Source organism: Pseudomonas sp. ZT5P21 (assembly GCF_054897785.1).
On record NZ_CM142705.1, the window covers coordinates 3655159 to 3682116 of the forward strand.

13 protein-coding genes are annotated in these 26958 nt (G+C 61.4%); all 13 read right to left on the bottom strand.

What is annotated here, in order from left to right; translation table 11 throughout:
• Positions 1–49 precede the first annotated feature (49 nt).
• The gene (locus tag ACYZT9_RS16945; RefSeq protein ID WP_462006579.1) at positions 50–2050 is read right to left on the bottom strand and encodes a peptidase U32 family protein; all 2001 of its coding nucleotides are present in this window, start codon (positions 2048–2050) and stop codon (positions 50–52) included.
• 246 nt (positions 2051–2296) lie between these two features.
• Entirely contained in the window at positions 2297–4351 is a 2055-nt protein-coding gene (locus ACYZT9_RS16950) for a TonB-dependent siderophore receptor (protein ID WP_462010245.1), read from the bottom strand.
• Between the two features lie 254 nt (positions 4352–4605).
• Positions 4606–4803, bottom strand: coding sequence for a hypothetical protein (locus ACYZT9_RS16955; protein WP_462006580.1), 198 nt, complete (start codon positions 4801–4803; stop codon positions 4606–4608).
• Positions 4804–4916: 113 nt separating this feature from the next.
• Positions 4917–5867 carry a peptidylprolyl isomerase gene (locus ACYZT9_RS16960; RefSeq protein ID WP_462006581.1) on the bottom strand — a complete coding sequence of 317 codons (951 nt, stop codon included), beginning with the start codon at positions 5865–5867 and terminating at the stop codon, positions 4917–4919.
• Positions 5864–6334: a YbjN domain-containing protein gene (locus tag ACYZT9_RS16965; protein WP_462006582.1), complete on the bottom strand. Its 471-nt coding sequence runs from the start codon at positions 6332–6334 to the stop codon at positions 5864–5866. Before ACYZT9_RS16965 ends, ACYZT9_RS16960 begins: the two co-directional genes overlap by 4 nt.
• A 20-nt stretch (positions 6335–6354) precedes the next feature.
• The gene (locus tag ACYZT9_RS16970) at positions 6355–6984 is read right to left on the bottom strand and encodes a DNA repair protein (RefSeq protein WP_462006583.1); all 630 of its coding nucleotides are present in this window, start codon (positions 6982–6984) and stop codon (positions 6355–6357) included.
• A gap of 17 nt (positions 6985–7001) precedes the next feature.
• Positions 7002–8702, bottom strand: a complete 1701-nt coding sequence (locus tag ACYZT9_RS16975) for a putative porin (protein WP_462006584.1) — start codon at positions 8700–8702, stop codon at positions 7002–7004.
• Positions 8703–8741: 39 nt separating this feature from the next.
• Positions 8742–9446 (bottom strand): energy transducer TonB family protein, encoded by a 705-nt coding sequence (locus ACYZT9_RS16980; RefSeq protein WP_462006585.1) that lies wholly within the window; start codon positions 9444–9446, stop codon positions 8742–8744.
• 2 nt (positions 9447–9448) lie between these two features.
• Entirely contained in the window at positions 9449–9874 is a 426-nt protein-coding gene (locus tag ACYZT9_RS16985; RefSeq protein WP_462006586.1) for an ExbD/TolR family protein, read from the bottom strand.
• Between the two features lie 11 nt (positions 9875–9885).
• The gene (locus ACYZT9_RS16990; protein WP_462006587.1) at positions 9886–11694 is read right to left on the bottom strand and encodes a DUF2341 domain-containing protein; all 1809 of its coding nucleotides are present in this window, start codon (positions 11692–11694) and stop codon (positions 9886–9888) included.
• Positions 11695–11713: 19 nt separating this feature from the next.
• Positions 11714–13309 carry a ShlB/FhaC/HecB family hemolysin secretion/activation protein gene (locus ACYZT9_RS16995; protein WP_462006588.1) on the bottom strand — a complete coding sequence of 532 codons (1596 nt, stop codon included), beginning with the start codon at positions 13307–13309 and terminating at the stop codon, positions 11714–11716.
• A 53-nt stretch (positions 13310–13362) separates the two neighbouring features.
• Entirely contained in the window at positions 13363–13974 is a 612-nt protein-coding gene (locus tag ACYZT9_RS17000) for a transposase (protein WP_462010246.1), read from the bottom strand.
• Between the two features lie 369 nt (positions 13975–14343).
• Positions 14344–26955 carry a filamentous haemagglutinin family protein gene (locus ACYZT9_RS17005; RefSeq protein WP_462006589.1) on the bottom strand — a complete coding sequence of 4204 codons (12612 nt, stop codon included), beginning with the start codon at positions 26953–26955 and terminating at the stop codon, positions 14344–14346.
• Between the last annotated feature and the right edge of the window lie 3 nt (positions 26956–26958).

Sequence of the window (26958 nt, forward strand, 5' to 3'; positions counted from 1 at the left end):
ACGCTTGCCCCAGCCACAGCATCGCCTGTGACTGGAGGCTCGCGCCGCCTTAGTGGGGCGCGCGAGGAATTGTCTTGAGCAGGTCTTCAGGACTGATGTGACCGACGATCGGCTGCTGGACGCTGCCCGGTTGCGGCAGGTCAAGGATGTGGCCCTTGATCTTGCCGATCACGTGCATTTCGCAGGGCTTGCAGTCGAACTTCAACGTCAGCACCTCGTCACCGTGCACCAGTTGCATCGGCGCGACCTTGGTGCGAACTCCCGTAACCCCTTTTGCCTGTTTAGGGCAAAGGTTGAAGGAGAAGCGCAAGCAGTGCTTGGTGATCATCACCGGCACTTCTCCGGTTTCCTCATGGGCCTCGAAAGCTGCGTCGATCAACTTGACGCCGTGACGGTGATAGAAGTCGCGAGCCTTTTGGTTGTAGACGTTGGCGAGGAACGACAGGTGCGAGTCCGGGTACACGGGCGGCGGAACGGTTTCGGCTTTGCGACCACCTCGAGGATGGGCCAGCAGACGGGCCACGGTCAGCGCTTCGATCACTTCGCGGCGCAAGGCTTTGAGCTGCGAGTTAGGGATGAAGAATGCCTGGGTGGCCTTCAGCTCGATGGCGGTGGCGTGGTAGTCCGTGGTGCCCAGTTGACCGAGCAGATCACGCAATTGCTCCAGGGCCTGCTCCGGCTTGTTGGCCAGACCAAACGGGCCGTCCAGCGACAAGCTGGCGCTGACGCCCTCCTCGCTGGTGGCGGTCAGTTGCAGGCGCTGCTCGTCCAGCTGTGCAATCCAGCTCAGTCCGATGCGGCGCTCGGCGGAAGTTTTCTGCAGGGCTTGCTGCCAGTTATGGTCCAGGTTGCGACTCAATGGATGGTTGGGCCGCAGCTTGTACATCCCTTCCGGCATCTCGTTGGGCTCGACGCGGTAGCGATAGCGCTTCTGGCCATCCTCTTCGAACTCACCCTTGGGCTCGGCGATGTTGGCGCGAAAACCCACCACCTCGCGCTTGATCTGCACGTTGAGGCCGTCGCCGTTGGACAGCGGATCGAAGGTCACCACCTGCAAGTCACGCTTGCCAACTTTCTCCACCACGCCGACTGGCAGGCCGGTAAAAGTCGGGGAGTCGAAGGCGCCAATGTCGATCTTGCGATCGCTGACGAAGTAGTCGGTGCTGCCACGGTGGAAGGTTTTGTCCGGGTCGGGCACGAAGAAATGCGCGGTGCGACCACTGGAGGCACGCGCCAGGTCCGGACGGTCTTCAAGCACGTCGTCCAGGCGCTGGCGGTAGTAGGCGGTGATGTTCTTCACATAGCCCATGTCCTTGTAGCGCCCTTCGATCTTGAATGAGCGAACGCCGGCTTCCACCAACGCGCGGATGTTGGCGCTCTGGTTGTTGTCCTTCATTGACAGCAGGTGTTTTTCGTAGGCGACGACGCGACCCTGGTCATCCTTGAGGGTGTACGGCAAACGACAGGCCTGGGAGCAGTCGCCACGGTTGGCGCTACGGCCGTTTTGGGCGTGGGAGATATTGCACTGGCCGGAGAACGCGACACACAACGCGCCGTGAATGAAGAATTCAATCGCTGCATCGGTCTCGTCGGCGATGGCGCGTATCTCTTGCAGATTCAGCTCGCGAGCCAATACCAGTTGGGAGAAGCCGGCCTGATCAAGGAACTTCGCCCGCGCCAGGGTCCGAATGTCGGTCTGGGTGCTGGCGTGCAGTTCGATCGGCGGAATATCCAGCTCCATCACGCCCAGGTCCTGGACGATCAACGCATCGACCCCGGCATCGTACAGCTGGTGGATCAGCTTGCGGGCTGGCTCCAGCTCATTGTCATGCAGGATCGTGTTGATCGTGGTGAATACCCGGGCGTGATAGCGACGGGCGAACTCAACCAACCCGGCGATCTCACTCACCTCGTTGCAGGCGTTGTGGCGGGCTCCGAAGCTCGGGCCACCGATATACACGGCGTCGGCGCCATGCAGGATGGCCTCGCGGGCGATGCTCACGTCACGAGCGGGGCTGAGCAATTCCAGGTGATGTTTAGGCAGAGACATGTTTTTTATCTGGTTTATCACGGTCGAGGCACGCATTGTAACGGCCAAATGCGTGACCGACACCCGTGGGCTGCAAGTAGGGCGACCCGCTCATCGATTGATCAACATCCGGAGCAGTGTCAGCACGCTTCTGCCTCCCCTTTTGCCGTCAAGTGGCGCCGAGCGATTGGCAAGCGTAAAAACGCTAAAAGAAAAAGGGTCGCGAGATAACCTCTCGCGACCCTTTTCTTTTTCAAGGCCGGCGGATCAGAACGTCACACTGGCGCTGAGGCGCGCGGTGCGCGGCTCGCCGACGTTGACCGCCAGTTGGGTACCGGTGGAGGACGGGTAGTACTGCTTGTCGAACAGGTTATCGACGTTGAACTGCAGCGAGGTCTTGTACCCGAGCATCGGCAACTCCCAACGCACGAAGGCATCGGCCACGGTGTAGCTGCTCATCCAGAAATCGTTGGCGTTATTGGCGGCGCGCTCGCCGACGTAACGGGCCCCGCCGCCGGCATGCCAGGCCCCAAACTCCGTAGGGACATTCAGGTGATGCGTCAGGTACAGGCTGGCGGTGTGCTTCGGCGCATCGGCCAGGCGATGACCTTCGTCGTCCGGATCGTCGAGGATTTCCGTGTGGGTGTAGGCGTAGGTGCCGATCAGGTCCCAGCGTTCGGCCACACGCCCGGTGACATCCAGCTCCAGGCCTTGTGAACCGACCTTGCCCGCCGCCTCTGCGAGACTGATGCCATTGACTGTCTGCGAGGTCACGACGTTTTTCTTCTCGATGTCGAACAGCGCCAGATTGAAGTTCAGCCCCGGCAGCGGATCGTACTTCGCGCCGATCTCAAAGCTGCGACCCTCCTCCGGATCGAAGGTGTGGCCGGCATCATCGACCTCGGTGTTGGGTTTGAACGAACGACTGTAGTTGCCGTACAGCGACAGCGTCTCGGTGGCTTTGTAGACCAGACCCAGGAACGGCACGAAGGCATCGCCGTTATCGTCGCGATTGACGGTATAGCGGCTGCCCCGCCCTTGATCGCTGTACTGATCGTAATGCTGCTGACGACCGCCGAGTACCAGGATCCAGCGATCATCGAGGTGCCAGTTATCCTTGAAGTACACGGAGCTGGAGGTCAGTTGATTGCTCAAGTCGCTTTGGGTGGCACTGACCAGACTCGGCTCGGCCAGACGCCCGTAAACAGGCGAGGTGATGTTGAAACCCGCTTGCGCGGTATTCCGGTAGGTTTTGCCGCGAAACTGGTCGGACGCTTCAGTGTCTGCGCCGATCAGCAGGTCATGGCGCTGACCGAACAGGTCTTGCTGGCCTATGAAATCCCAGCTGGCATAGCGAGTCTCGTCGTCGTAGTGGGCACCGTTGGCAGCCCGTCGCAGAGTGTTGCCGGTCAACAGGGTTGGCTGGGCAATCGAGAGGCTGTAACGGTCGTTGTTCCAGCCGTAGGTGATGCGGGTTTTCCAATCGTCACTCAACTGATAGTCAAACCGCGCAGTCGCCAGTTCACGGGTGCCGACGCTTTTCGCCCAGCGTTCGTCGAGGCGCTTGTCGTAGTCGATGTCGGCGGGATGACCGTTGGTGAACACGGTGCCGCGGTCGAACGGGCTGGAATACTCGTTGTACTCATAACTCAGGGTCAGGCTGGCGCGGTCGCCGGTCCAGGTCAGCGATGGCGCGATCAGCGTGCTTTGATTCACCCCGTAGTTGCGCCAGTAATCCTCGTTTTCCCGTTCGGCAATCAGACGATACGCGAGGCCGGTATCGCCCAGCGGCCCGGTGGTGTCCACGGCCAGGGCGCCGCCGCCTTCGCTATAGGCCGAGCCGCTGAGGGTCGTACTCTGGGTGTATTCGGGCTTTTTGCTGATGACGTTGATCAATCCGCCAGGTTCCAGCGCGCCGTACAGCATCGACGCAGGTCCTTTGAGCACTTCGATACGATCGGTCGTGGCACTGAAGTTATGCCCCAGATTGGAACGCACACCATCGCGCAGGATCGAGCCATCATCGTTGGTGCCGAAACCGCGCTTTACCAGCGAGTCCCGAGAGTTGCCCAGCGTATTGCTCTGGCTGACGCCGCTGACGAACTTCATTGCATCGTTAAGCGAGCGCACCTGATAGTCGGCCAGCGTCTGCTGGGTGACCACATTGACCGATTGCGCTTCCTCCTTGATCGGCACATCGCTCTTGCTCGCCGTACTGGCCTGCGAAGTCGTGTAGCTCGCGTCCTGGTTGATGCCGGTGGCCTGAATATTGGTGCTTGGCAGTTCGATAGGTGCCTGTGCCCATGAATGACTTGCGAACATGACGCAGGAGAGCGTTGGCAACGTGTGTTTCAGGAAAGCCTTACGGCGGATGCAGGAGGGAGGAAGGTTCAAGACGTCGCACTCAATGAGTTAGTAGCAATGATTCTCATTGTATGTTGCGAATTGTTTCCAGTAAATACCTGCGCGGGCACAGATGCGCTATCCAGCGCAGACGCTCAGGTCCGCTGTCTGGCTGTAGTGAATCCCAGGAACAAAAAACCCGGCACTGTCGCCGGGCTCATTGACTGGAAACATCAGGGGGCGGGGTGCTCGCTCGCCACTGAATTGCTGGCATCCACATCTGCCATTTCTTCATCGACAGGCGCTTCGTCGTCCGCCGGCAACGGAACCTCGGTTTCATTGCGCTTCGGATCATGGCCTGCTTCGTTGTCCGTACTGCCCGTCACGCCCGACTGAGAAATATTGCCGGGCGCGTTCTCATCAATGTCCATGGTGACTCTCCATTCTGAGGCGCGGGATTTCCGTGCTTGAACGTTGGAGGTGACGAAGGCATGCAAGTGCCGGGCTTTGGACGGACGGCGGAACGTTAGGTTGTGCCACTACCCTATTGCTTGTCCTCCAACACGTTGTTCAACACCGCGAAGTCGATACTCAGCGTAGCGGTGTTGAGCATGCCTTCCAGGTAGGCCTTGGCGATCTGCTCCTGTCGCTGGGCACGCAAGGCCTGTATCAGGCGCTCGCGCAATTCGTCCAGGGTTGCGACCCGTGCCGGTTGTAGCTCGGTAAGTTTGATGACATGAAAACCAGCGCTGCTCTGCACCGGTTCCGACACGCCACCAACCTTGAGGCGCGACACGGCGCCGCGTACTTCAGGCAACAATTGCTGGAGGGGTTGCATACCGGTGTCGCCGCCCTTTTCGGCGCTGGCGCGGTCCTGCGAATACTGACTCGCCAACGCGGCAAATTCCGTCGGTGTCGCCTGGGCTTTCTTGCTCAGCTCCAACGCCTGCTTGCGTATGCTTTCAAGATTTTGTGGATCGGCTATCCCGAGGAAAATCTGGCTGACCCGGTACAACGACGGCGTCATCCACTCGGACTTGCCCGCTTCATAAGCCTGCTGCAATTCGACTGCACTGGGGTAGTCGGCCGGTACTTGACTGACCGACTGCAGGTAGTCGCGAAAGATGATTTGCTCGGTGGCGGCACGGGTTTGCCGTTCGACCTCCGGCCGCTGGCGCCAACCTTGGGCATCGGCCTGTTCGAGCACCGCTTTCTCGGCCAGACGTGAGCGAATCCACCCTTCCAGCGCTCCACGATTGGCCCGTAGTTGCTCCCGTGACTCCGGCGGCAACGTTGCCAGCAAGGCTTTGAGTTCTTCGGGTGCGACCTGCTGATTGCCCAGTCGCGCCACTGCAGGTTCACTCGCCGACAGTGCCGTCGATGACGTTGGCTGTTGAGCCGCGATAGGGTCATTACCCGGGCGCACCCCCAGCGCAACGGCAACCACCAGCACGGCCAACGCACCCGCGCTGGCTACTACCGTACGTTTTTTCACAGGGTTGGAACCTCTTCATTGGTGGTTTCAGCCTGAGCCTGCAATTGCCCGGCGTTCTGGCTGTATTCGCGCAGGTAAACGATGAATTCCTGAAGCAAACGATCCCAGAGTTCCAGGTTGCCTCGCAGGTGATCGTCGCTCACCCCGGCGGCAACCACGACGTCCATTTCCATGACCAGGAATTCGCCCTGCACCGACAACCGGGCAAAACGTCGCGAGGCGTTCCACAGCTCTGCCAGCCCGGCCGGCAAGGCACCCTGCACCCGCAGGGCGCAACTGAAAGTGAAGTCGACGTAGCTGCCTTGCTCGACGGCAGGGTTGCCAAAACGCACGGCGTAGCCGATACCCTGGCTGGCACTGAGTAACTGCACAATGCCGTTCTGTTCAGTCTGGTTGACCCGGTAGCCGGCGGCTTGCAGCACGTCGGTGAGGGATTGTGGCGATACGTGGCTGATCAATTGAGTCATGTGAAGTTCTTCCCTGGTGTTCAGTGAGTAACCGCAGCCTGGGGCGCGTCGAATTGGGTCTTGTAGAGCTCGTCGCCAAAGCCTTGGGCCAGCTCTTCGAACTTGACCCGAGCGGTCCCGGCAAACGGTTGGCGAATCTTTATCACCTCGGCGACGTCGATTTTTTCGTACGCCGCGAGAATCTCTTTGGCCACGCCATACATCTGTTGATTCTTGACCGTACATTGCTGCATTTGTGTGTCACGTTCGGCCAATTGTGCCGCCAGCTTCGAGCGCTCGGTTTCTTTGCCGCGCGCCATCACCAACAGTTCTTCATAGGCCTTTTTGAATTTGCCGATCTGCTCGCTGCTGGCCGCCGCTTGCGCCTGAGCCTGGCTTTGCAGGCTGTCGTGCTGACCGGCCAACTGTTCAGCCACACCTCTGACCTTGGCCAGCTCGGCAGTCAATTGCTTGATTTGCGCCTGAGCAGCCTTGGCCTGACTCTCGGCCGCCACTTGTGCGGCGCTGGCCTGAGCCTGTTGGCTTTGCAGGGCCTGCAACTGCTGGGTGGTGCTGCGCAGTTGCGTGCGCAGACGTTCCTCCATGCCTTCGGCGCTCACCCCTTGAGACACCAACACCCCCAAGGCCAACAGCAGGATTTTTGTGTTCATGAAGCTCTCCCGGCGCTTTAGAAGCGCGTGTTGATTTCAAGCTGCAAGACATCGATGTCGAACGGCGCGCCATACACCGCTTCGGAACTCAACCAGCGACCAGTGGCGACGACGTTCTTGGCCAGCCCGTAATTACCGCCAAGGAAGTAGCCCTTGGCGTTGGTGCCGCCCAAGTGAAACGACGAGTCGTTGAAGCCATCAGGCAAGGCGTCCGGCTGGATGTATTTGTAGCCCGCGAACATGTTCCAGTCGCCCTGCTTCTTCAGCTCCAGTTCGCTGCCGAGGGTGAACTGAACCATCCAGGCATTGGCGCCACTTTCGATATCGCCATTGCTGTCGAGGTTGTTGACGATCTGTCCGGCCGAACGCTTGCGCATCTCGCCTTCGTCGTACCCCAGGTTGTGTACGTAATTACCCTGGCTGCGCAGTTTGAAGTCTTCAGGCAAGTCGGCGTCCCACATGACGTTCAGGTCCAGCAGGTTGAACTCCGACGCCAGGCCGACGAATTGCGGTTGCGCCGTGGTGGCCGGGTTGAGCGGGTTTGGCGTGATGTCGCGCAGCAGGAACACACTGTTGCCCTTCTGCATGAACGCCGAGCGACTGCCATCGGTGTCACAACCTGGCGCGCCGGCCCACGGCTCGCAAGGACTGGAGCGCTGGCCTTCGATGTCATCGAAACGGTAATAGGCCAACGCGCCCTTCAGGCGGTTGCTGGAGTTGATCGCCCAGTTGGCGCCAACCTGCGCGCCGTATAGCCATTTGTTGTCGCTCTCCTCCTTGTCGAAACCGTTGCTGGAGCTGGTGTCGTTGGTGTACTCCACCGGGAACGCGCCGACGGTACCGAACAGGCCCCAGTCGCGGCTTAGCTTGCGGTCGAAAATCGCTGCCACGCCGTCGAAGTTCAGGTCGTTGGAATAGAGCATGTCGGTGGACATGAACGGGTTGGCAATCCGCCCGCCAGTCAGCGTTAACTCCTTGGACGGTTTCCAGGTCAAGTAACCCTGATCGAGCCAGATGTCTTTCTTGCCGAAACCGCCCCCCAGGGATTGGGTGGTACTGACCGGGTTGTTGTCCGAACCGGTGGCGATTCGGATACCCGCGGTCCATTCCGGCGAGATCACCGCTTTCATGCCCAGACGTGCTCGCAGGCGGAACAGGTTTTCGCGGTCTTCACGAGTGTTGAGCAACGGTGGCAGGCTGGTGCTGCTGTTGGGGTTCACGTCGTACGGGCCGTTGTTGTTGAGCTTGGCGAAGTCGACGATCTCGTTACTGTTGGTCCCCGAGTAGTAGCGCGACTCGTCACGCAAACGAATGTCACCGTCGAAGCTGATGCGTGAAATCCAGTCCGGGAACGTGTTGGGCTGGGCCCAGTTTTCCTGTTTGGCGGTGGCCATGACTTCAGCCTTGACCTGATCGCGGATCTGATCGCGTACCGCCGTCGGTACGTATTGCACCCGAACATCGCCGGGGCCGGCAGCAGGCCCGGTCGCCACCGCGGTGCTCGCGCTGGCCGCCTTCTGTGCCTGCACGGCTTCGTTCTGGGCCTGGGCAATCAGCGCTTCGGCCTTGTCCTGTTTCAATACGCCTTGCTCTACCAGCAAGCGGATCAGATTGATCGTGGCGTTTTCCGAGGGCGCAGGGGCTGCCGCTGCGTGCCCGACCAGGGTCGCAATGACCATGCCGACCGCCAGGGACAATCGATTCACGTTGGAAATCATCTGCACACAACTCCTTTTGGCAAAACTTGAAATGTTCGGTTAACCCGGACGTCGCCCTTGCAGGGACAGGCGCACAGGCAAAGTCAGGGAGGTCGGTGGCCGCTCGCTCAAGTGCTGGGCATTGCGCAACGCGGCGAGGACCTGGGTGTCTACTTCAGGGTTACCGCTGGACTTGACCAGTTCCACCCGGGTGATCTCGCCCACACTGCTCAGCCAGACATCGGCCTGCAGCGAAAACGCCAGGTTGCGCAAGTCCGGGTTCTCCCGTAGCAAGCGCTGGAAGGTGAACGCCAGGAACTGGCTGTAGGTGCCATTGCCCACACGCCCGCCTCCGGCACCGGCCATGCCGCCACCCTTGCCGGCGCCGACGTTGAAGGCGTCGTTGCCGGACTGTGCGTCGCCGTCCATCTGCATCGGGTTGGCCAGATCCTCCGCCGGACTCGGCGGCGCCTCTTCTTCGGGTTTGACCTCTTCCGGCTCCGGCGTCGGTTCGGGCTCGACCATCTTTTCTTCCACGGGCGTTTCCGGCTCCGGTGGTTTTTCCGGTGGCGGAGGTGGCGGTGGCGGCAACGGAATGATCGTCGGCACCTTGGGCGCTTCCCGACGCACGCCGCTCATGTCGTTGGCCCACTGCCAGAGAAACCACGCGGCCACGCCGGCGATCAGCAAACCGGCCCCCCACTTCACAAAGCGCAGGGGCGAGGGTTTCACCGGTAACGGCTTGAAGGGTTGTTGTGCGGTCATAGTCAGCCCTGGCTCGATTTGCCGGTGACAAGACCGACCTGGGACAGTTCCAGCCGACGCAACAGGTCCAGCACCTCAATGACTTTCTGGTATTGCACCGTGGCATCACCGCGCACAATCACTGGAAAGTCGGGGTTTTGCGCCTTCTCGATGCGCAAGCGATCCTCCAGCTCGGCCAGCGTCACCGGATACGCATCGAGGAACACTTGACCGCCGTCGTTGACCGATATCGCCTTGGTCTTGGCTTCGGACAGCGACACCGAGGCACTGGCCTTGGGCAGATTGATCTGGATACCCGAGACCTGAGCGGTGGCGGTGAGGATGAACATCACCAGCACCACCATCAGCACGTCCACCAGGGGCGTGATGTTGATGCTGTCCACCGCGGCATCATCGTCATCGTCGTGGGAGGCATTTACGGAAGCCATGTCGGTGTTCCTCAGGCCGGTACGGACGGATGGGTGTGATTGCCACGGCGATGGGCCGCTTCACTGAACTGGCCTTCGCCGTGCATCTCCGCCAGACGGGTGATGAACTCATCGACGAACACCCGCATGTCGGCACTGACTTCCTTGTTGCGCGTGATCAGCCGGTTGTAACCGAACAGCGCGGGGATCGCGACGAACAGCCCCATGGCCGTGGCCAGCAAGGCGGCGGCCATACCCGGGGCGATGGCGTTGATGTTGACGTCACCGGCCATGGCCGTGCCGAGGAACACCACCATGATCCCCAGCACCGTACCGAGCAGGCCGATGTACGGGCCGCCGGCGATGGCGTTGGAGAGGGTCGAGAGTTTTGAACTGAGCGCCTGATTTTCGCGGGTGCGTACGCCGTCCATGGAGCAGCGAATGGCTTCAATGGTGGCGGCCGAGACCGACGAGGTGTCGGCGCCCTGCTCGCGGCGGGTGCGGATTTCCTTCACCGCCACCTGATACAGGCGCCACAGTGACGAGTACTGCAAGCGCTGGGCGAGTTCCTGATCGTCGGCGAACATTTCCAGACGCGTACCGACATTGGCGAACTGCTCGCGGAAAGCTTCGTTGGCGGTGCTGACGCGGCTGACCATGCGGTTCTTGCGGATCATGATGACCCATGACTGGAACATCATCAGCACCAGCACCGCGATGATCACCCAGGCGTCAATCGGCACCGCATTAAGCAGGAAGCCAAGACTGCCAAAACCGTAGCCCGACTGCTCTTCGTCGACACCGTAGACCACCAATTTCGACTCGGCGCCCTGGGCGTTCGCATCGGCCATCAGTTGGGCAGCAGGTCGGACGACTTTGGACAAGCGCAGTTCATCCATCGCGCCGCCGAATGGCTGATACACACCGGCAGTTTCGCTCGGCAGATCGGCGCCGATGGCCATGATCGAATTGAAGACCGGCATGGCGACCGCAAGGCTCGCGGTTTCCCGGCCGTTGACGTACAGCGAGACCTTGCTGCCTTCGGCGGTCAGAGCCAGGTGTTGCCATTGGCCGGGGTTCAGCGGCTGAGTCGATACCGCGCGCTGACCGTCGATCTCGACAAACGGCATGCCCTGGGTCAAGCCCAGCAGCAGGCTGCCAGCACCTTCGCGGCGGGTCAGGACCAACTGCTCGCCACTGGCCTGATCCAGACGCAACCAGGCACTGAAGGTGAACGCACTGCCCGCGTTGTGTTGCAGCGAAGGGCTGGCCGGCAGCAGCAATGGCTGGCCGTTCCACTGCAATGCCCGACCGATCACGCCATCAATGCTCGCACCGGTAGCGTTTTGCGCGGTATTGCCGTAGGCCGTGGTGTCTTTGGCCGGCGTGCCGTTGGCACCGTCGAAATGGTAAAGCGCGGTGTAATTCGGGTCGAAGGTCAACTGACCGTTACCGGTGGCCGGGGCTTTCTGGTTGCCGTAATACATCCAGATGTCCTGACGCTGACCGCCCTCGACTTTCGGTACATCGACCCAGATCAGCGCCATGCCCATCAGCGGATCGAAGCTTTCGATCTGGTGGTTGAGCACGGTCTTGTCATCGGCGGCGACAAAACGCAGGTCCGAACCGTCTTCCTTGACGCCGTCGAAAGTGAAGTTGCCAGTGTGTAGACGCACCAGCAACGCCGTGCGGCCCAACGCCTCATTGATCGCCGCGCCCTGGGGCGTGGTGTCGACCGAAATCTGTTTACGGTAATGCCAGTCATCCTGCCACCAGGCCTGGGCGGTGGCCGGGAGCACGAGGCCCAGGCAGATCAGGAAAGCGATGAATAAGCGCTGCATGAAAAATTACTCCGTAGGTTCAGAATGTCGCTTGCAGGTTGAAATGCAGACGCGATTCCTGTTTCGAGGTGTTCGGCCCTTCGAGCAACGGGTAGCCCCAATCCAGGCTGCCGGAAAGCCATTTGCTCAAGCTCGCGCGGGTGCCCAGGCCAACACTGGCCAGGGCGTAATCCGCGTCCTGATCGGGAAGCTCGTCACGCAGGTACAACTGGGCGCCTTCGGCGAAGGTATAGAAGCGCCACTCCTGGACGTAACTGCCCAGGTACTTGGCCAGGGAGGGCGTGCGCAGTTCCTGGCTCAGCAGGTAGCCGTCGTCGGCGGTGCGCTCGGCGGCCAGGTAGCCGCGCACCGAAGTCGCCCCGCCGGCGGAGAACTGCTCATTGGAAACCAGCGGACCGGACGCAAGTTGGAACGCGGCTTTGGTCGCGGTCTGCCAGTCGTTGCCGAAGGTGAAGGTGTAATTGCTGTCGCCCTTGAGCACTGCGAAGCTGGGGCTCGCGCGATAGCGTTTGTAGTCGAAGTCTTCGTCATCGCTGCCATAACCGAGGACGCTGCGCGTGCTGGCGACCAGGCTCAGACCGAGACCCAACTGGGAGCTTTCGGTGTAGCGAAAGCCGTTGTAGGCGAAAGTGAATGGCGCGTACTTGAGCGGCACCTTGTCGCTCTCGCCACCCAGGTCCAGTTGCTCGTCAAAATCCTTGAAGTCGATGCCGGCCGACAGCGAGTTGGACCAGTTGCCGCTGGACGGCAATGTGTAGATCGCCGACACGCCATACGAGTGTCCCTTGCCCAGCACGTTGCTGCCGCCGATGGTGGCGACGTTGCTGTCGGATTGGTAACCGGAGAACTGCACACTCCAGCGTTCGCTGAGGGGCGCGGTATAGGAACCCGACCAGACCTTGGCGTTGGCCGTGTCCTCAGGCGCGGTAAAGAACGTCAGCGAGGCGCTGTGCCCCAACTGCCAAAGGTTGTTGTAGCCGAGACTGGCTACGCTGCGCAGCTTTTCGGTGTCGGCGCTGTAGTCGTTGTTCAGGCCCAGGCTAGCTTGCCATGGGTTCTGGTCTTCCACCTGCAAGTCCACATCCATGGTGCCCGGCCGCAGCCCTTCGCGCACCAGCGGCATGACCTGCCGGCCCGGTGTCTTGTTGAGCTGCGCCAGTTCGGTCTGGACCTTGGCGAAGTCCGGCACTTCGCCTTCTTTCAGCGCCGGCACGTCCTCACGGATTTCCACCGGTGAATAATGCTTGGCTCCCACCACGCGCACGCGGCCGACCTTGGTTTCGCTGACTTGCAGATAGACGATGCCGTCGTCGACTTTCTGCTCCGGCAGTTCGACGAATACCGACTGATAACCGCGGGCCTGATACACCTTCTGCAAGGCATCCCGGGCGCCTTCGATATCACTCAATGTTTTTTGCGGACCGAGAAACGGATACACCGCTTCTTCGATCGCACGGGCATCAAGCACGGTGTTACCGCGCACGAAATACTCGTTCACATCGACCGACTTTGTCGGTGCCACCGGTGCTGTTTCTTCGGCGAATACCGGTTGCGCGCCAGCCGCCACCAGCAGCCAGCTCCACAGCACCAGCCGTGACTTGAAAAGATGCTCCACACCACCCCCTGAATTCGAAATGACCGTCGCTGTTTGCCCAGCGTTTGGCCCACTCAATTGCTTGCTGTCGATGACGCGGTGTGTTTGCCCAGCCAGGTGTGCAGCAGCGCAAAGTTCAAGGAGAACTCCGGCATTTGCAGCAAGGCTCCACAGAACACTTCACCAATGATTTTCTGGATCAGTTGAACCGCCCGGGGGTTGCTCAACAACGTGGCGATGTCGCGGCTCAATACGTTGAAGCTCCAGACCTTCTGATTCAGGTCCAGGCCAACGAACCAGCGGAACAGCAGGTTGTAGTTGAGTTGTTCGTAGAGTTGCTGTTCGCTGGGGACCGAATAGAGCAATTGCAGCAACAGGATGTGCATGACGGTTTGCGGGGCGATGAGCATGCCGGGCTCGGCGCTGAGGCCCTGCAGGACGTCGCGATGATCGTCGAGCAGGTCGTCGATTTGCGGCCGCAGCAGCACCAGCGAATGACCCGGAGGGATGTAGCTCGACGCTTCTTTCAAGGCGCCCTGCCAGTCATCCTGGGACACGATCCAGACCCATGGCGCACCGTAGCGATAGACCGAAACCGGTTTTTTACGCGCGGCCTCGACGATCTTCGACAGGCGTTGATCGAGTTCCTGCATACCCACTTTCGAGTAGCGTTCCATAGTCCCCATAGTCCCCATTGCCTCACTCCCGGTGTCCCGCCTCGGCTGGAAAAGCGACCTCGCGGCCCCCTCAAGCGCGTTACATAGGCATGACCGGAATGGCGATGTGCTACCGAACTTTTGTCATAAAAGCTTCATTTCAGGAGTGGGTTTCGAAGGTCGTTAACGATGACGCGGGTTGTCTGAATGAGCCGGTCGCCCGGACGTTTTTCGCGAGCAAGCTCGCTCCTACAGAAATACGCCGACCCCTGGAGCTGGCTTGCCTGCGAAGATCGTTAACGATGACGCGGGTTGTCTGAATGAGCCGGTTGTAACGGCTACGTACACCCCAAAAAAAATGGGCGACCAAAAGGCCGCCCCACACTTACAACGAGAGTCTTATAACGTAAGGTTCCCCCGCTCCTCCTCAGTCAATCGCTGGCGCGCCGACTCATCCAGCATCCCCGCGCCCAGCACCTGCACCGGACTGTCAGGGTTGTACGCCGGCGAAGGCGCACGACTCGCGCCATCGCGGGTCGGTGCCAGTTGCTCGGAACCAAAACTCAACACCTGCACGGTAAACACCGACGCCTGATTCTTGCGCGACGCTGCCTGCTGCTGGCGCGACACGTCCTCCGCTGCTTGCGAGGCTGACGATGCCGCCGAACTGGCCGAGGTAATCGCGCCCGTGTTCACCGATGCCGTGATCGGCACCCCGGACGACTTCCCTTGGGTTTGAATGTTCGCCGCGTTCACCACCCTCAACGCGCTAATGTTAACGTTGCGCGACGACCGGATCCCCGCTTCGCCCGCATCGACGGTGCCCAGCGGTGCGATCAGATCGATGTCTCCCGGTTCGACCTCGGGAATCGGGTTGAGCGTCGCGATCCCCGCCCCGGTGCTCGGCACCGACGGCGACAGGGTGACGTTGCCCCAGGTGTCATACAGACGTTTGGGTGGCGTGTAGACCACGGTGGTTTTCGAACCGCGACCGGCGTTGATGTCGCCTTCGGCCGACCAGCCCAGGATCGAACCGCCGAACGTGGTCATGATCCGGCTCTGACCGAGCAGTATGCTGCCTTTGGCGTACAGCTCGATGTCGCCCTTGCCTTGGGTAATGATGCCCGCCGTGGAGGGCGGCGAAACGCCTTCGATGCCAAAAATCTGACCACCGCCCGGAGTCAGCATCTGGATGCCGCCACCGAAATCGGTGTGCACACCGGCGCCGCCGTACAGTGTGATATCACCTTTGTAGCTGATCGGGTTACCCGCCACATCCTTCTCGGGGAACAATGCCGCAATCGCCTCGCGACCACGCAGGAAGCTGCCCTGACGCGGACCGCCCTCTTCGTTGTACTCGCGGCCACCGGCCTTGAGTTCGGCGAAGTACACCTCACGGGCAAACACCCGGCGCTGTTCGGCCGGCAAGGCGGCGTAGTAGCTGCGAGCCTGTTCTGCGTTGCCGCTGAAGCCATAACGAGCGGCCAGCCAACTGACCAGTTCGGTTTCGTAGGTCTTGGCGACTTTGCCGTCCTGACCGGCCAGAGAAAGGCCGGTCTGGGCCAGGTTCGCGGATGACAGATAGGGGGTGATGAAGCGATCGTAATCGGGTCCACCGGCACTCACCCCGGCCTGCATTACAATGCTCGCCCCGGCTCGGGAATCCCCGGGCACCACGGCACCTATGCTGGTCACACTGACCTTGTCTTCCATCAGCACATTGCGCCCGGCGCTGATCTCCAGCGTGCCGGGCCCGGCGACATTGAAGTTGCTGTAGAGAATGTCGCGGCCGGCGGAGACGAGGGAGATGTCATTGGGGTTATTGTGGATGAACAGGTTGCCTGCATGGTTGAACTCCGCCAACAATAAATCACCACCGACCCCGCCACTCAGCCCGGTACCGCTACTGACGATGTCCCGCCCGGCCATCATCCAGACCGGCCCGCCGCCCTCGTACCAGGTTTGCCCCAAACGCGCATCACTGGTTGTGGTGAACGTCATCGCTCGTCCACTGCTGACTGCCAGCAAATCGCCGTTCGCCGCATAGAACCTTGCAGGGTTGACGTTGGCGGCGCCTTCACCGGCCGCGCTGTCCGGACCAAAGGCAAACAATGGGTGGCGATTAGAGAGGGCTCCATAACGATTGCCAGTTTCGGATAGATTGCTGCCGACTATTGCCGTAGAGACCGTTGCCACAAATGCAGGTCGTTGAGGTGTCGCCATCGCACTGCCGGATGCACTCGTTTGAGAGACGGTCAAGTTACCGCCGTAGATGGAATCACCGGCAAGGAACTGCAATTCCCCGTTCGCCGACGGCGCGAGTACCAATGCAGGGCGGCTATTGCTCGCGCCACCACCCACCCCCAGCCTGCTGGCTTCGCCATAGTAAAGACTGCCGCTGGCCGCAACGGCACGAAGAATGGACGGGTAAACCACCGCCAGGTCCGTCTCCACGCCTTGGGTGTAAGGCGTGAGATTACCGCCCGCCGAGAACAGATCGATGGCGGTGCGCTCTGTCCACAGCGTGAACCAGCTGCGCCCCAGCCCCTGGACGCCAGCGTCCGAGGTAAACGCCGAACCACTCATCAACGGCGCACGCCCCGGGTCCGCGACATCCTGAACCACCAGATCTCCCAACGTCGACAGCGCAAAGGTCGCATCGCCGGGCATCAATGTCAGCCCGCCCGCCGCAAGACCACGGGTCGCACGGAATACGTCATAGGCACGGGTTTCACCAGGAGACTGGTCGTTCAACTCACGGCCGTAATGAAGGTTGAGGCTGCCCATCGACGCACTGTCGAGTTGAGCATGGCCGCGCAGATCGATCACTGCTCCGTTGAGATGCCCATTGACGATCGCGCTGGCCGGATTGGCTGCGCCGCTGACGCGCAGGTCAAGGTCGCCACCGCCGGTCAGTTGCATGCTGCCATCGGAGGCAACCCGACCGGTGCCACCCACGGCAAGGACCAACCCTTGGCTGCGCGGATTGATATTTGAGTTGAACGTGCTGCCGGCCAACGTATTCAAGATCCCGGCATCGCCCGCCACCCGCACATTCAGGTCGCCACCGCCCAGGGTGCCGAAGCCGGTGAAGCCCACCATCTGATCGGCACCACCTGGGTCCATCGAAGCGGTGTAGCTACCGAAGTTGATCCACCAGGCCGTAGGCTGCGCCGCGCCGCCGGTTGCAACGCCACCATTGCCCTGGCGCCAGAGCCAGTTGCCGACGTTTGCCGAGTCATAACCGACATCCTTGCTGTTGGGCCGGCCGAGCGCATTGGCCGGTGCGGTGATGTTGCCGGTGAGGTTACCCCCGACCTTGAGCGTCAGGTTACCGCCAGCATTCGGGTACCACGCCCGATAGACGCTGTCTGTACCGCCATTCACCAGATGCTCGTAACTGCCATTCGCGTCGTTGAGTACTTTGCCACCACGGCTCCTGGCCTGGTTGTACGGGTCATTGGCCTGTGTCGGCCCCGACGAGCTGCCGGCGGTGTAGACGCCAAACAGCGAATCCATGCGCAGGTCGCCCGCGCTTAACAACTCAAGGTCGCCGGTACCCGTGCGCAGCACGCTCAAGCGCGTGCTGCCTGGGACTAACTCGTAGGTCGTGCCACCCGAGGCCACGCACCAGGACGGCAGATCCAGGCACATGGCCTCGATGGTGTCGTAGCCGACTTGGTTCTTGACGTAATCCAGGTCGATGGGGGTGTTGATCAGCGACGGATCGCCAATTTCATTACCCCCGGCGTCGGTCCATTTGAAACCCGACTGCTCAGTACACCAGCCTGGAAGATCGGCGCACATGGCTTCAATCGAGTCGTAGCCGACCATTTCCTTGACGTAGTCCAGATCGATCGGCTGGCCCAACATCGAGGAGTCGCCGAGCCCGTCCGCACCCTCTTGGCTCCAGATCATCGCACCGCCCTTGGCCTTGCCGAACATACCGTAATGACTGTCGGCCAGACGCAGGTCGCCGTGGGTCGCTTCTGGCTGAACAACGCGGCTGTCGGCCGCCTCGGTGTCCGCCCCGGCAACCAGCCGTAGCGACCATGACTGTGAGCCCGGCTCCAGCATTGAGGCGATGGCCCAGATCCGCCCCTGTCGCCCCGCGACTTCCGGACGCAACTGCACCGAATCCACTCCGGTGGGCAGTTTCACATCGGTGCCGGACGGAATCAGCGCGCCACGGGCCAGCGCCAGATCGCCGATGAGATTCAACACATTGGTCTGAGCATTCATCGCCCCCGCGACGCTCGGCAACGGCACCCCCTTGGGCCAGACAAAGTCTTGCAAGGACGCGGCGCTGGTCAACAGGCTCCCGGCGCCCAGTTGAGAATCGGCGGCCAGGGTCACGTTTTGCTGCAACAAGGTACCGGCAGCGAACAACAGGTTGCCCACGTTATCGCGCACGTCGGCCGCCAGAACGGTGCCCGCCGACAGTTCCAGCGGCTGAGCGAGTGTCACGGCCATCGGTAAACGAGTACCGGCGACCACCGTCACGCCTTTGAGCGGTACGTCGTAGTTCAACGTCGTACCGGCCGGGAACGTAGTGCCGTCGGCCAGGGTAATGCCCGCGCCCGGCACGACGATATCGCCTCCGGTGAAATCAATCCCCGGCAACAGCACCCAGCCCTTGTCGTCCTGGGTGTCCGGCGGTGGTGCAAAACCGTCGTTGATACTGCCGTAGATATTCAGGTCGCCGCCAGCACGCAATGTCAGGCTACCGGCCTCGCCGGAGCCGTAAACGGAAGTCTGCTGCGTATGGGGGTTGACGCTGGCGTAGCGGTAACCCGACAGGTCCAGGTCACCCTGCACCACAAGGTCACCGTCGGCGGTGGCGCTGACAATTTCAACGCCAGGGCGCAGGTGGAAGGCATCGGCATAGCGGGCATTGTTCAAGCCGGCCAGTTTACGTTGCATCAAATCATTGTTGTCCAGGGCGGCGTTGATGAACTGCACGCTCTGCAGGTGCTTGCTGTCCAGATAGGCCTGATCGATCACCTGATACGGTCGACCGCTGGCCGCCGGGTCAGTGCCCAGCGGCGCATCGTTGTAATGCCACGTCCCGTTCACGGCGATGGAGCGGGCGCCCTGAATATCCAGATTGCCGCTGGCATCAATGGCAATGTCACCGTAGACCGCATCGGGTGCCGCGACACCCATACGCCGGGCGTTGAGTTCAAGCGTTCCGCGCGCGCGACCGTCGTTCTGCCCTGACTCGCTGCCGACCGCCACATCAGTGCCGTGACGCAGGTCGATGCGCGCGCCGCCCGCCAGGGTCAACACGCCTTCGCGTGAAGTCAGGTCAACCATGGCGCGGTTCGGCGAGTCGATGATCCTGCCGTAGCTGTCTACCCGCAGACGGTTGCCATGGGCATCGAGCACCGCGCCGCTGCCCAAGGTCAGGTTGTTTTTTGCCGCCAGGCGAATACTGCCGACCCGCTCGCCACTGGCGTCCACGGTGCCGCTCACCCACAGGCTGCCGTTATCCAGCGATACCGTGATGTTCGAGGCCTTGAGGTCATCGCCGATCACCAGATCGCCTTGCTTGAGCTGGAAGCTGCGCGAGCCGAGCACTTCACCCTGATTCAAACGCTGATTGAGCGCCGCGAACTGTTGACTGAGGTCGCCGCTGCCGCCCAGGCGTTGCGCCTGAATTTCTACCCCACCGGCCTGATACGGCATGTAGGTGCCACCGGCGTCGTAATCACCGCTGCTGCTCCCCAGAATGCTGCCTTGCAGATCGACCAGCCCGGCCGTCGCGTCCAGCGCCACGGCACTGAGTTGACCGGCGCGATTGTTACGCGCCGACAGATCGATGCGCGAACCGGCACTCTGACGAATGTTGCCGTTTCGGCTCTGCAAAATGACTTCACCACCGCCGCTGTATTGGGTCAGGTCGTTGAAGACAATGGCACGCCCGGCCACGTCGATCAGCGCGCCGTCGGTCAGGGTCAGGTCGTTGGTAGCGTCAAGGGTCAGCTTGCCGCTGGGCAACACCACCGCACTGGCCAGATTGATGCGGCTGGCGCTCAGTGACAATTCAGCCCCGAGGCCGACAGCACTGGCTGCGGCGTTGGCCGTGCCGCTGACGTCAATGGCGCCGCCGGCAGTGATGCGATTGACCGAACCGGCTTCACCGGTCATCAATGGCGTGACGATATTCAGGTTGCCACCGCTGTAACTGAAACCCTTTTGCGCATCGAATGCACCCTGGGTCTGGTATACCGCGAGGCTACCTTTGTGATTGGCGGTGATGCGCTCGCTGGCCGTCAGATTGACATTGGCAAACCCCAGCGCCAGACGGTCCAGACTATCGACAGAACTGGGCTGGGCGAAATCGCCATAACCGAACTCGATGCGTCTGACCTGAATGTCCAGGCGTCCGCTGCCGGTGCCGGCACCGCCAGCGATCACGACGCCGGGGTCGCCTTTGGCACCGTTCCAGATTAGGTTGGAGGTGCGAATGGTCGCCACATCGTTGGTACCGCCAGCGCCATACATGGCAGGGGTGGTGAGCATCAGGTTGTTCAGTCGCGAGCGACCGGTCAGGGCGTCGTAAGTGTCGAGGGTGACGCTTCCGTAGAAATTCATCGCCTCGCGGGCAGACAGCTCGAGGGTTTCCAGCGCCGGTGCGCCGTACTCGGTATCGCCCCGCAACAAGCGTTCAAGCACTGGCTGGCTCAGACTCAAACCAGCTGGTAATACGTTGCGTGCCGCTGCATCGGTCAATGCCTGGTTACTGCCTACATTGATGTTGCCCAGAGCCAGCGTCAGGTGGCGGGTGCCATAGCGAACCTGATCGCCCAGTTCCAAGGTCGTGCCCGTCGACGCGACGATGCTGCCTTCGGAGTAAAGCCGTGTTTGGCCGGTGCAGGTGCTGTCGCATCCGCCTACGCTCATGGCACCACTGACGGTTCCGCCGGGAGCACGCACGTTTTGCACGTTGAGCAAGCCATTGGAAACCGCGAGCAGATTAGTCGCCTGATAAATGAAACCGTCGCGCGCATCATAGGCCGCCGCGCCACGGCCAATGCTGTTGATCGACGCCCCCTGCTCCACCACCAGATTACCGGTGGTCGTCACCAGGAACACTTCCGGTGCCGAAAGGTTCGCACCGCTGCGCACGGTAATATCGGAATTGGCGCTGGCACCAGTGAACTGGATGTAGTTACCCCCCTGACCGTAGAAAACAAAAGGCAACTGACCGACCATTAACCGCGTCGCCTGCAAGCCATTCAGGCTGTCAGCTTTAAGTGTGACGCCGGCAAAGCCGGCAGTGGCCTGTTGGCCTGTCCCGACGATTTCGATGTCTGCTGACGACTGCGCCACCACGGTGCCACCGTATCCGCCCGGTGCCGCGTCGAACTTACCGATGCCGTTGAACGAAAACGCCTCTTCTTTGGCGCCCTTGAGCAACGCCAACTTGAGTGTTTTTGCATCCACCGGCAGCATCGCTCGCGGAACATTCAACCGAGCGGCATCGGCCACCGCGAACTGGGCGTAAGTGGTTTCGTTGTATTGCGAATAACGCCGCAACACATCACCGGAGGTCAGGATCAATTGACTGGCAATGCTATCGCGCAGCCCGGTATTGGCCACCGAGAGCGTACCGGCGGTGGTCCACGAACCATTGCGCATCCGTTGCGCGCCAGCCACGCTACCCAATCCCGCCAGCCCGTTGACCTCGACCCGGAACGCCCCCGGCAACAAGGCATAGGTGGAAGGCATCAACGTGTAGGTGCCGGCTGCCAACCCGGGCACGCCCGCGCCAATGGTGACTTGGCGACCGATCACCGGGTCGACCGCACCGCCTTCGGCTGCCACTGGCGCGTAAACACTCTGATTGCCCGGCACGATGGCGTAGACCGGGTTGGTGGCAAGGCCCGGCAAGGTAAAGCCTCCGTTGGCGCCGATTTGCACCAACGGGTTGTAACGGGCGTCGGTCGAACCGCCACGGCCGGAGATAAACCCGGTCCCCAGCAGATCGCCACCGCCAGACAGATCCAGGACGGCCCCTTCCTGGACCGAAATCGACTGCCCGCCCAAAATCACCCCGACCGTCAGGTCACCGTTTCCATTGAGCACGGAGCCTTGACCGACCAGTGCCACATTCTTGCCCCCGTAGCGGTAGGTCTGACCATCGACGGTGCCGCCATAGGGCAAGGTCAATCCCTTGCCGCTGACGGAGGTCAAGCTGCCGGGTAGCAGCTCGACAGTCGTCGTTTCGCCGGGCGCATTGCCCACCGTTCCGACTTCAATCAACCCCAACGGCGCGCGCACGACGCCACCTTGTTCGATTCTCCCTGCACCCAATTGCAATCGACCGAAAGCTGAATAGGGTACATCGGGCGTCACGCTGCCTGTGCGACCGATGACCAGGGTCCGCGTCGGGTTATAGAGCGCCACTGCCGTCCCCAAACCCGCCAGCACCCGCGCGGCGACTCCGGTGGCCGGGTATAACTGCGCAGCGCGCAAGGTCATATCGCCAGGGGTGATCAATTGCGTGGTAATGCCGGTCGGCATTCCTTGCCCCTCAATGCCAGCGAGGAAGCGCAGATCGCCTTGGCTGTTTAGCTCGACCTGGTCGAAGCCCTCGCGCTGGACGGTGACAATGGAGTTGTCGGCGCGCTTGAACGTACCTTTGCTGCTAAAGCGTACGCTGCCTTGAACATCCAGCAGATTGGCATTGACTGCGAACAACGCCTGGTTGTTCGCCGTGGACACAGTGGCTTCGAGCACCGGTCGGACGTAAACAGTCTTGTTTGGGTCATCCGGGGTAAGTATCCCCGCCAACAGTACATGTGGCGCGTTCAGCTCAACCCGGCTATGGGCCGCAGCGTTTTTGGCCAGGCCAATGCCCCGGGAATACAGGCTCAGGCTCTGGCCGGTGGTCAGCGACACATCGCCGGCCATGCTCAACAAACCATTGCTGAGCAGCACCACGTTGTCGAAACCGCCCGCCTGGATTTGATCGACACCCAGTTGGCCGCGACCGTAGACCAGCGAACCGGCGGCTTCGTCAGGCGAGCCTTCCACCGTGCCGGGCACATGCGTCTGGCTGAGGATCAGCTCACGAACCTGTAGCACCCGATCAGTGACGGTGGTTTTCAGGTAATAAGGCGTCTCCAGCGCGACCGACAAACTGCCACCCGCCGCCCCCGCGCCGCCCGCTTTGGCGTTGAAGCTACCGTCCAGGTACAAGCCATTACTGGAGCCCAGGGAAATACTGCCGCCATTACTTGCCACCCAGGTTTTGCCCTGGCCGGAGATGTCCAGCTGCGCCCGGGTGCCCGAGGCTTCCAGGCGCGAGCCTTCGCGCAATACCACAAACAGGTCGGACGCCGTCGCCATCCCGGTTTTGCTGTCAATCTGGCCACCGATCACAATCTGGCCGCCGTTGCGCACCTGTCCATAAGTCTGGCCACGGGCATCAACCGCCGTCGCCGCGCGGGCCGCGACATCGATCAACGCGTGTTCACCGAGCCAGATGGAACGACCATGGCCGATGGCGTTGATATTCTCGGCCGCCTGCCCGGTAACACTCAGTCCACCCAGCGAGACCTGCCCGCCCCAAGCATTCAACGTACCATTGGCCGTCAGTTGGCCGATGCTGCGCAGGTTGATTGACTGACCAGGGTCTACGCTGATCACCGAGCCTTGACCAAGGGTCAACGCGGTAGTGGTCATGTCGGCAGGAGTGGATTGTGCAGTGCCGGCATTCAAGCTCAGGCTGGCGCCTTTACGCTGGGTCAGCACGCCTTTGAGCGGATTTTCCTGATACAGGGTCGGCAGCCAACGCTCCAGCGCCGTCGCCGCTTGCGCGCCAGTGGCCGTCTTCGCGGCGTCTTCGCCAAAGCGATAAACCGGCGTGGTCACCTCGACCTGAGCGCCATCCGCGACGATCAAGCCTTCATTGCCGGTGATGTCGTAGGCCGAAAAACCCTTGTTGAAAAAGTCTGCAGCCAATTGCAGTGTGTCGCTTGCAGGTACAGTGCCCGCCTCGCCGATCTGCACCTTATGCGACTGGATTTTCAAGGTGCCGCCACCTGTCACGCCTTCACCGCGCAACTCAGCCCCCAGGGTCAACGAAGCCGACCCCGATGAGCTACTGTCACCCGCCGCCAAGGTCAGATCACCGCCCTTGCCGCCGCGGGTCTTGCCGTCGGCCATGACCGCGCCGCCAGAAGACACATCGATCAGGCTGCCCGCCTGTAAGTCGATATCCCCGCTGCTGCGCAGCGACACGGTGCCGCCATTGAGGTACGGCAAACGAGAACTGTCGCTGGCATCAAGCAGCAGGTTGCTCCACAGGCCTGCGGTGTTCAGCTGAACGCCATCGGCCACTGTTACCTGGGCCTTGAAATCACTGGTGGGTGCCAGAATCACATCGCCAACGACGAAATTGCTGTCGATATTGACCTGTTTGAGCACGTTGCCCAGACGAATGCTACCGCCGCGTGCAGTGAGGTCCGCGTTGGCGCTGATTTGCGGGGCATACAGGGTGATTTCGCCGCCGTCAGCCACGGTCAGTGCGGCGTCGACCTGAACCTGTTGCCGGGCCGCGACCTTCAGCGCCCCGAGTTGGAACCCACTGAGTTGATCGCCGTCCAGTTGCAGTTTGCCTTGCCGGTCACTGGTCACCGCCGAGGTCAGGTCGAGACCGGCGGCGATTTTCTGCTCGACATCGCCGATCAACACTTGATCCAGGACCGGACTCAGGCCGCTGTTGATCACCCCCGTGGTTTTGTCGTAAATCGGCGTGTAATTGCCGACCAACAATTGTGCGCGTCGAGCCATGGCGGTCTGCGTTTGCTGGTAACCGTCGAGGTTGATATTCGGCGCTTGCGTCTGGCGCTCGCCCTTGAATACATCACCGACAATCTGACCTTCGAGCACCGCGCTGCGGGTAGCGACCACCAGTTTTCCGGCGTCGCGCCCTACGGTGTAACCCTGCTCGTAGCGCTGCCTGGGAGCGATCAACGGGTTGTAGTAATAAGAGGTCTGGCCCCAGCGCTGGCTCGAGTCTTCGTAGCCGTTGTAGAACCCGGAATAAAGAATGTCCCCTGGCGCCCGCGACAACTCATACAGGCGGCCATTCGGCCCTCTGAGCCAGGACTGGCGAATATAGCCGCTCTGCACATCCAGGGTGCCGCCCGACAAGTTGATCTGCGCGTTCTGCTGCGTCACCACGTCGTTGCCGGTGAATGTCACGGTGCCGCCCTGGGCCATCCACTCACCGGCGCTGTGACTTTGCGTGCCCAGATAGCCCCCGACTTCAAGCAAACCCCCACCGGTGTACCAACGATCGGTGGCATAACCATTGGTGCCGGCCGGCACGAACACCAGGTCCCGCCTGTCGACCCACACGTCACTGTTGTTCAGCAGACCACCGTCGCGGTTGACCGGAGCGTCCCGTTGCTCGTTGCCCTGGATGTTGATCTTGATGCCGTTGGCTTCCATCGCCACCTTGACGCCAATTGCACCGGACACGTCGATCACCGCGCCATCGCGCACCAGGCTGCGCCCGCCCGCACTGACCGCGACCTGGCCACCAGTGGCCAGCGTGATGGAACCCTTCTGGAAATCGACGCCGCCGCCGCTGACAATCTCGACCCGCGACTGATCGCCGCGATCAGCCACACCACTGAGGTTGTTGAAACGGCCGGTGTTCAAGGTGTTGGGCGAGCCGTCGAGGCCGGCCAGGGCGGCATTGCGCTGACTGTCGAGGGCCGAGCCGCTGGCGGCGTCGATCAGAATCGCCGTGGTACTGCCCTGACCGAGCGTCACGCTGCCCGTGCTGTCAGTAATCGAATTCAGCAGGTGCACCGTACCGCGAACGTCGACTGAGCTGCTGGCCACCGCCACCGCGTTTTGTTGCACCTGATGCCCGGTCAGGGTGATATCGCCGGTGGAGGCCTGGATCAAGCCATTGTTGATCACCGTACCGGCGCTGCTGCCGGTTTTCAGCGTCGTGGCCACTTCGTTGCCACGGGTGGTCGAACGCTGGTTGCCACTGGTGCCGACACCACGGCGGATGTAAAAGCTGTCGCCGGCAGCCAGGGTGGCCTGGCCTTTGGCGGTGACGATGGAACCAGCGTTTTCCACTTCGGTGCCGAGCAGCAAGGCATAACCGCCGGCGTCGGTGGACGAGGTCGCCTTGTGGGTTTCAATCAAGGCGCCACGTTCCACCAGCACCTTGCCGGCGGCCTCGGTGAAGGTCGGCTGGCTGCCCGTGGCGTCGACATACAGGCCGCCCTGGTTGAACTGAACATCGGTAATTGTCGCGGCAGCGGCGACCAGGTTACGTACGTTGACCTGGCTGGTGCCGCTGAACACCACGCCGTTGCGGTTGATCAGCATCACCGTGCCGTTGCCCTTGATCTGACCCTGGATCTCACTCGGGCGCGCACTCGGGTCGTTGACCCGATTAAGCACCGCCCAGTTCGATTGCTGCTGGAAATCCACGGTGGTGTTGCGCCCGACGTTGAAGGTTTCCCAATTGAGAATCGCTTTGTCGGCGGTCTGTTGGATATTCACCGTGGTCTTGCCGTCGGCCTGGGTTTGCACCGGGGCGTTGGCGTTGGTCCAGCCTTGGGTCAGGCTGTTGTCGACCTTCAGACCGCCCTCGCCCAAACCATCCGGCACCGTTTGCACCCGCCCGAACGCAGCCTGTCGGCCGGCCGCTTGCGCGGCTTGCTGGGCGGCGATTGCGGCCACGGTGTTGTTGAGGTTGGTCAGTGAACGCTGCAACTGTTGATTGGCCCGTTGCTGCTGCGCCAGCGGTGGCGGCATCCCCGGCACTGCCGCCCCTGGCTGCGCCGCGCCGGCAGACTGCACCGCCCCTTTGGCGGCAAACCAGCTTGAACTGAATGCCGTGGCCGCGTGGGCATTGCCGGCAACCATCAACAGCGCAATGGCCTGGGCCAGCGGCTTGAGCCGCAGTATCGACAGTTCGCCATCACGACGCGGGGCACTCGGTTTTGCCAGAGGTTTGCAGCGCAGCATCAC

What these genes read in the sequence shown, in the direction of transcription:
- ACYZT9_RS16945 (WP_462006579.1), bottom strand. Translation starts at nt 2,050, where the DNA reads ATGTCTCTGCCTAAACATCACCTGGAATTGCTCAGCCCCGCTCGTGAC.
- ACYZT9_RS16950 (WP_462010245.1), bottom strand. Translation starts at nt 4,351, where the DNA reads ATGTTCGCAAGTCATTCATGGGCACAGGCACCTATCGAACTGCCAAGC.
- ACYZT9_RS16955 (WP_462006580.1), bottom strand. Translation starts at nt 4,803, where the DNA reads ATGGACATTGATGAGAACGCGCCCGGCAATATTTCTCAGTCGGGCGTG.
- ACYZT9_RS16965 (WP_462006582.1), bottom strand. Translation starts at nt 6,334, where the DNA reads ATGACTCAATTGATCAGCCACGTATCGCCACAATCCCTCACCGACGTG.
- ACYZT9_RS16970 (WP_462006583.1), bottom strand. Translation starts at nt 6,984, where the DNA reads ATGAACACAAAAATCCTGCTGTTGGCCTTGGGGGTGTTGGTGTCTCAA.
- ACYZT9_RS16975 (WP_462006584.1), bottom strand. Translation starts at nt 8,702, where the DNA reads ATGATTTCCAACGTGAATCGATTGTCCCTGGCGGTCGGCATGGTCATT.
- ACYZT9_RS16980 (WP_462006585.1), bottom strand. Translation starts at nt 9,446, where the DNA reads ATGACCGCACAACAACCCTTCAAGCCGTTACCGGTGAAACCCTCGCCC.
- ACYZT9_RS16985 (WP_462006586.1), bottom strand. Translation starts at nt 9,874, where the DNA reads ATGGCTTCCGTAAATGCCTCCCACGACGATGACGATGATGCCGCGGTG.
- ACYZT9_RS16990 (WP_462006587.1), bottom strand. Translation starts at nt 11,694, where the DNA reads ATGCAGCGCTTATTCATCGCTTTCCTGATCTGCCTGGGCCTCGTGCTC.
- ACYZT9_RS17000 (WP_462010246.1), bottom strand. Translation starts at nt 13,974, where the DNA reads ATGGGGACTATGGAACGCTACTCGAAAGTGGGTATGCAGGAACTCGAT.
- ACYZT9_RS17005 (WP_462006589.1), bottom strand. Translation starts at nt 26,955, where the DNA reads ATGCTGCGCTGCAAACCTCTGGCAAAACCGAGTGCCCCGCGTCGTGAT.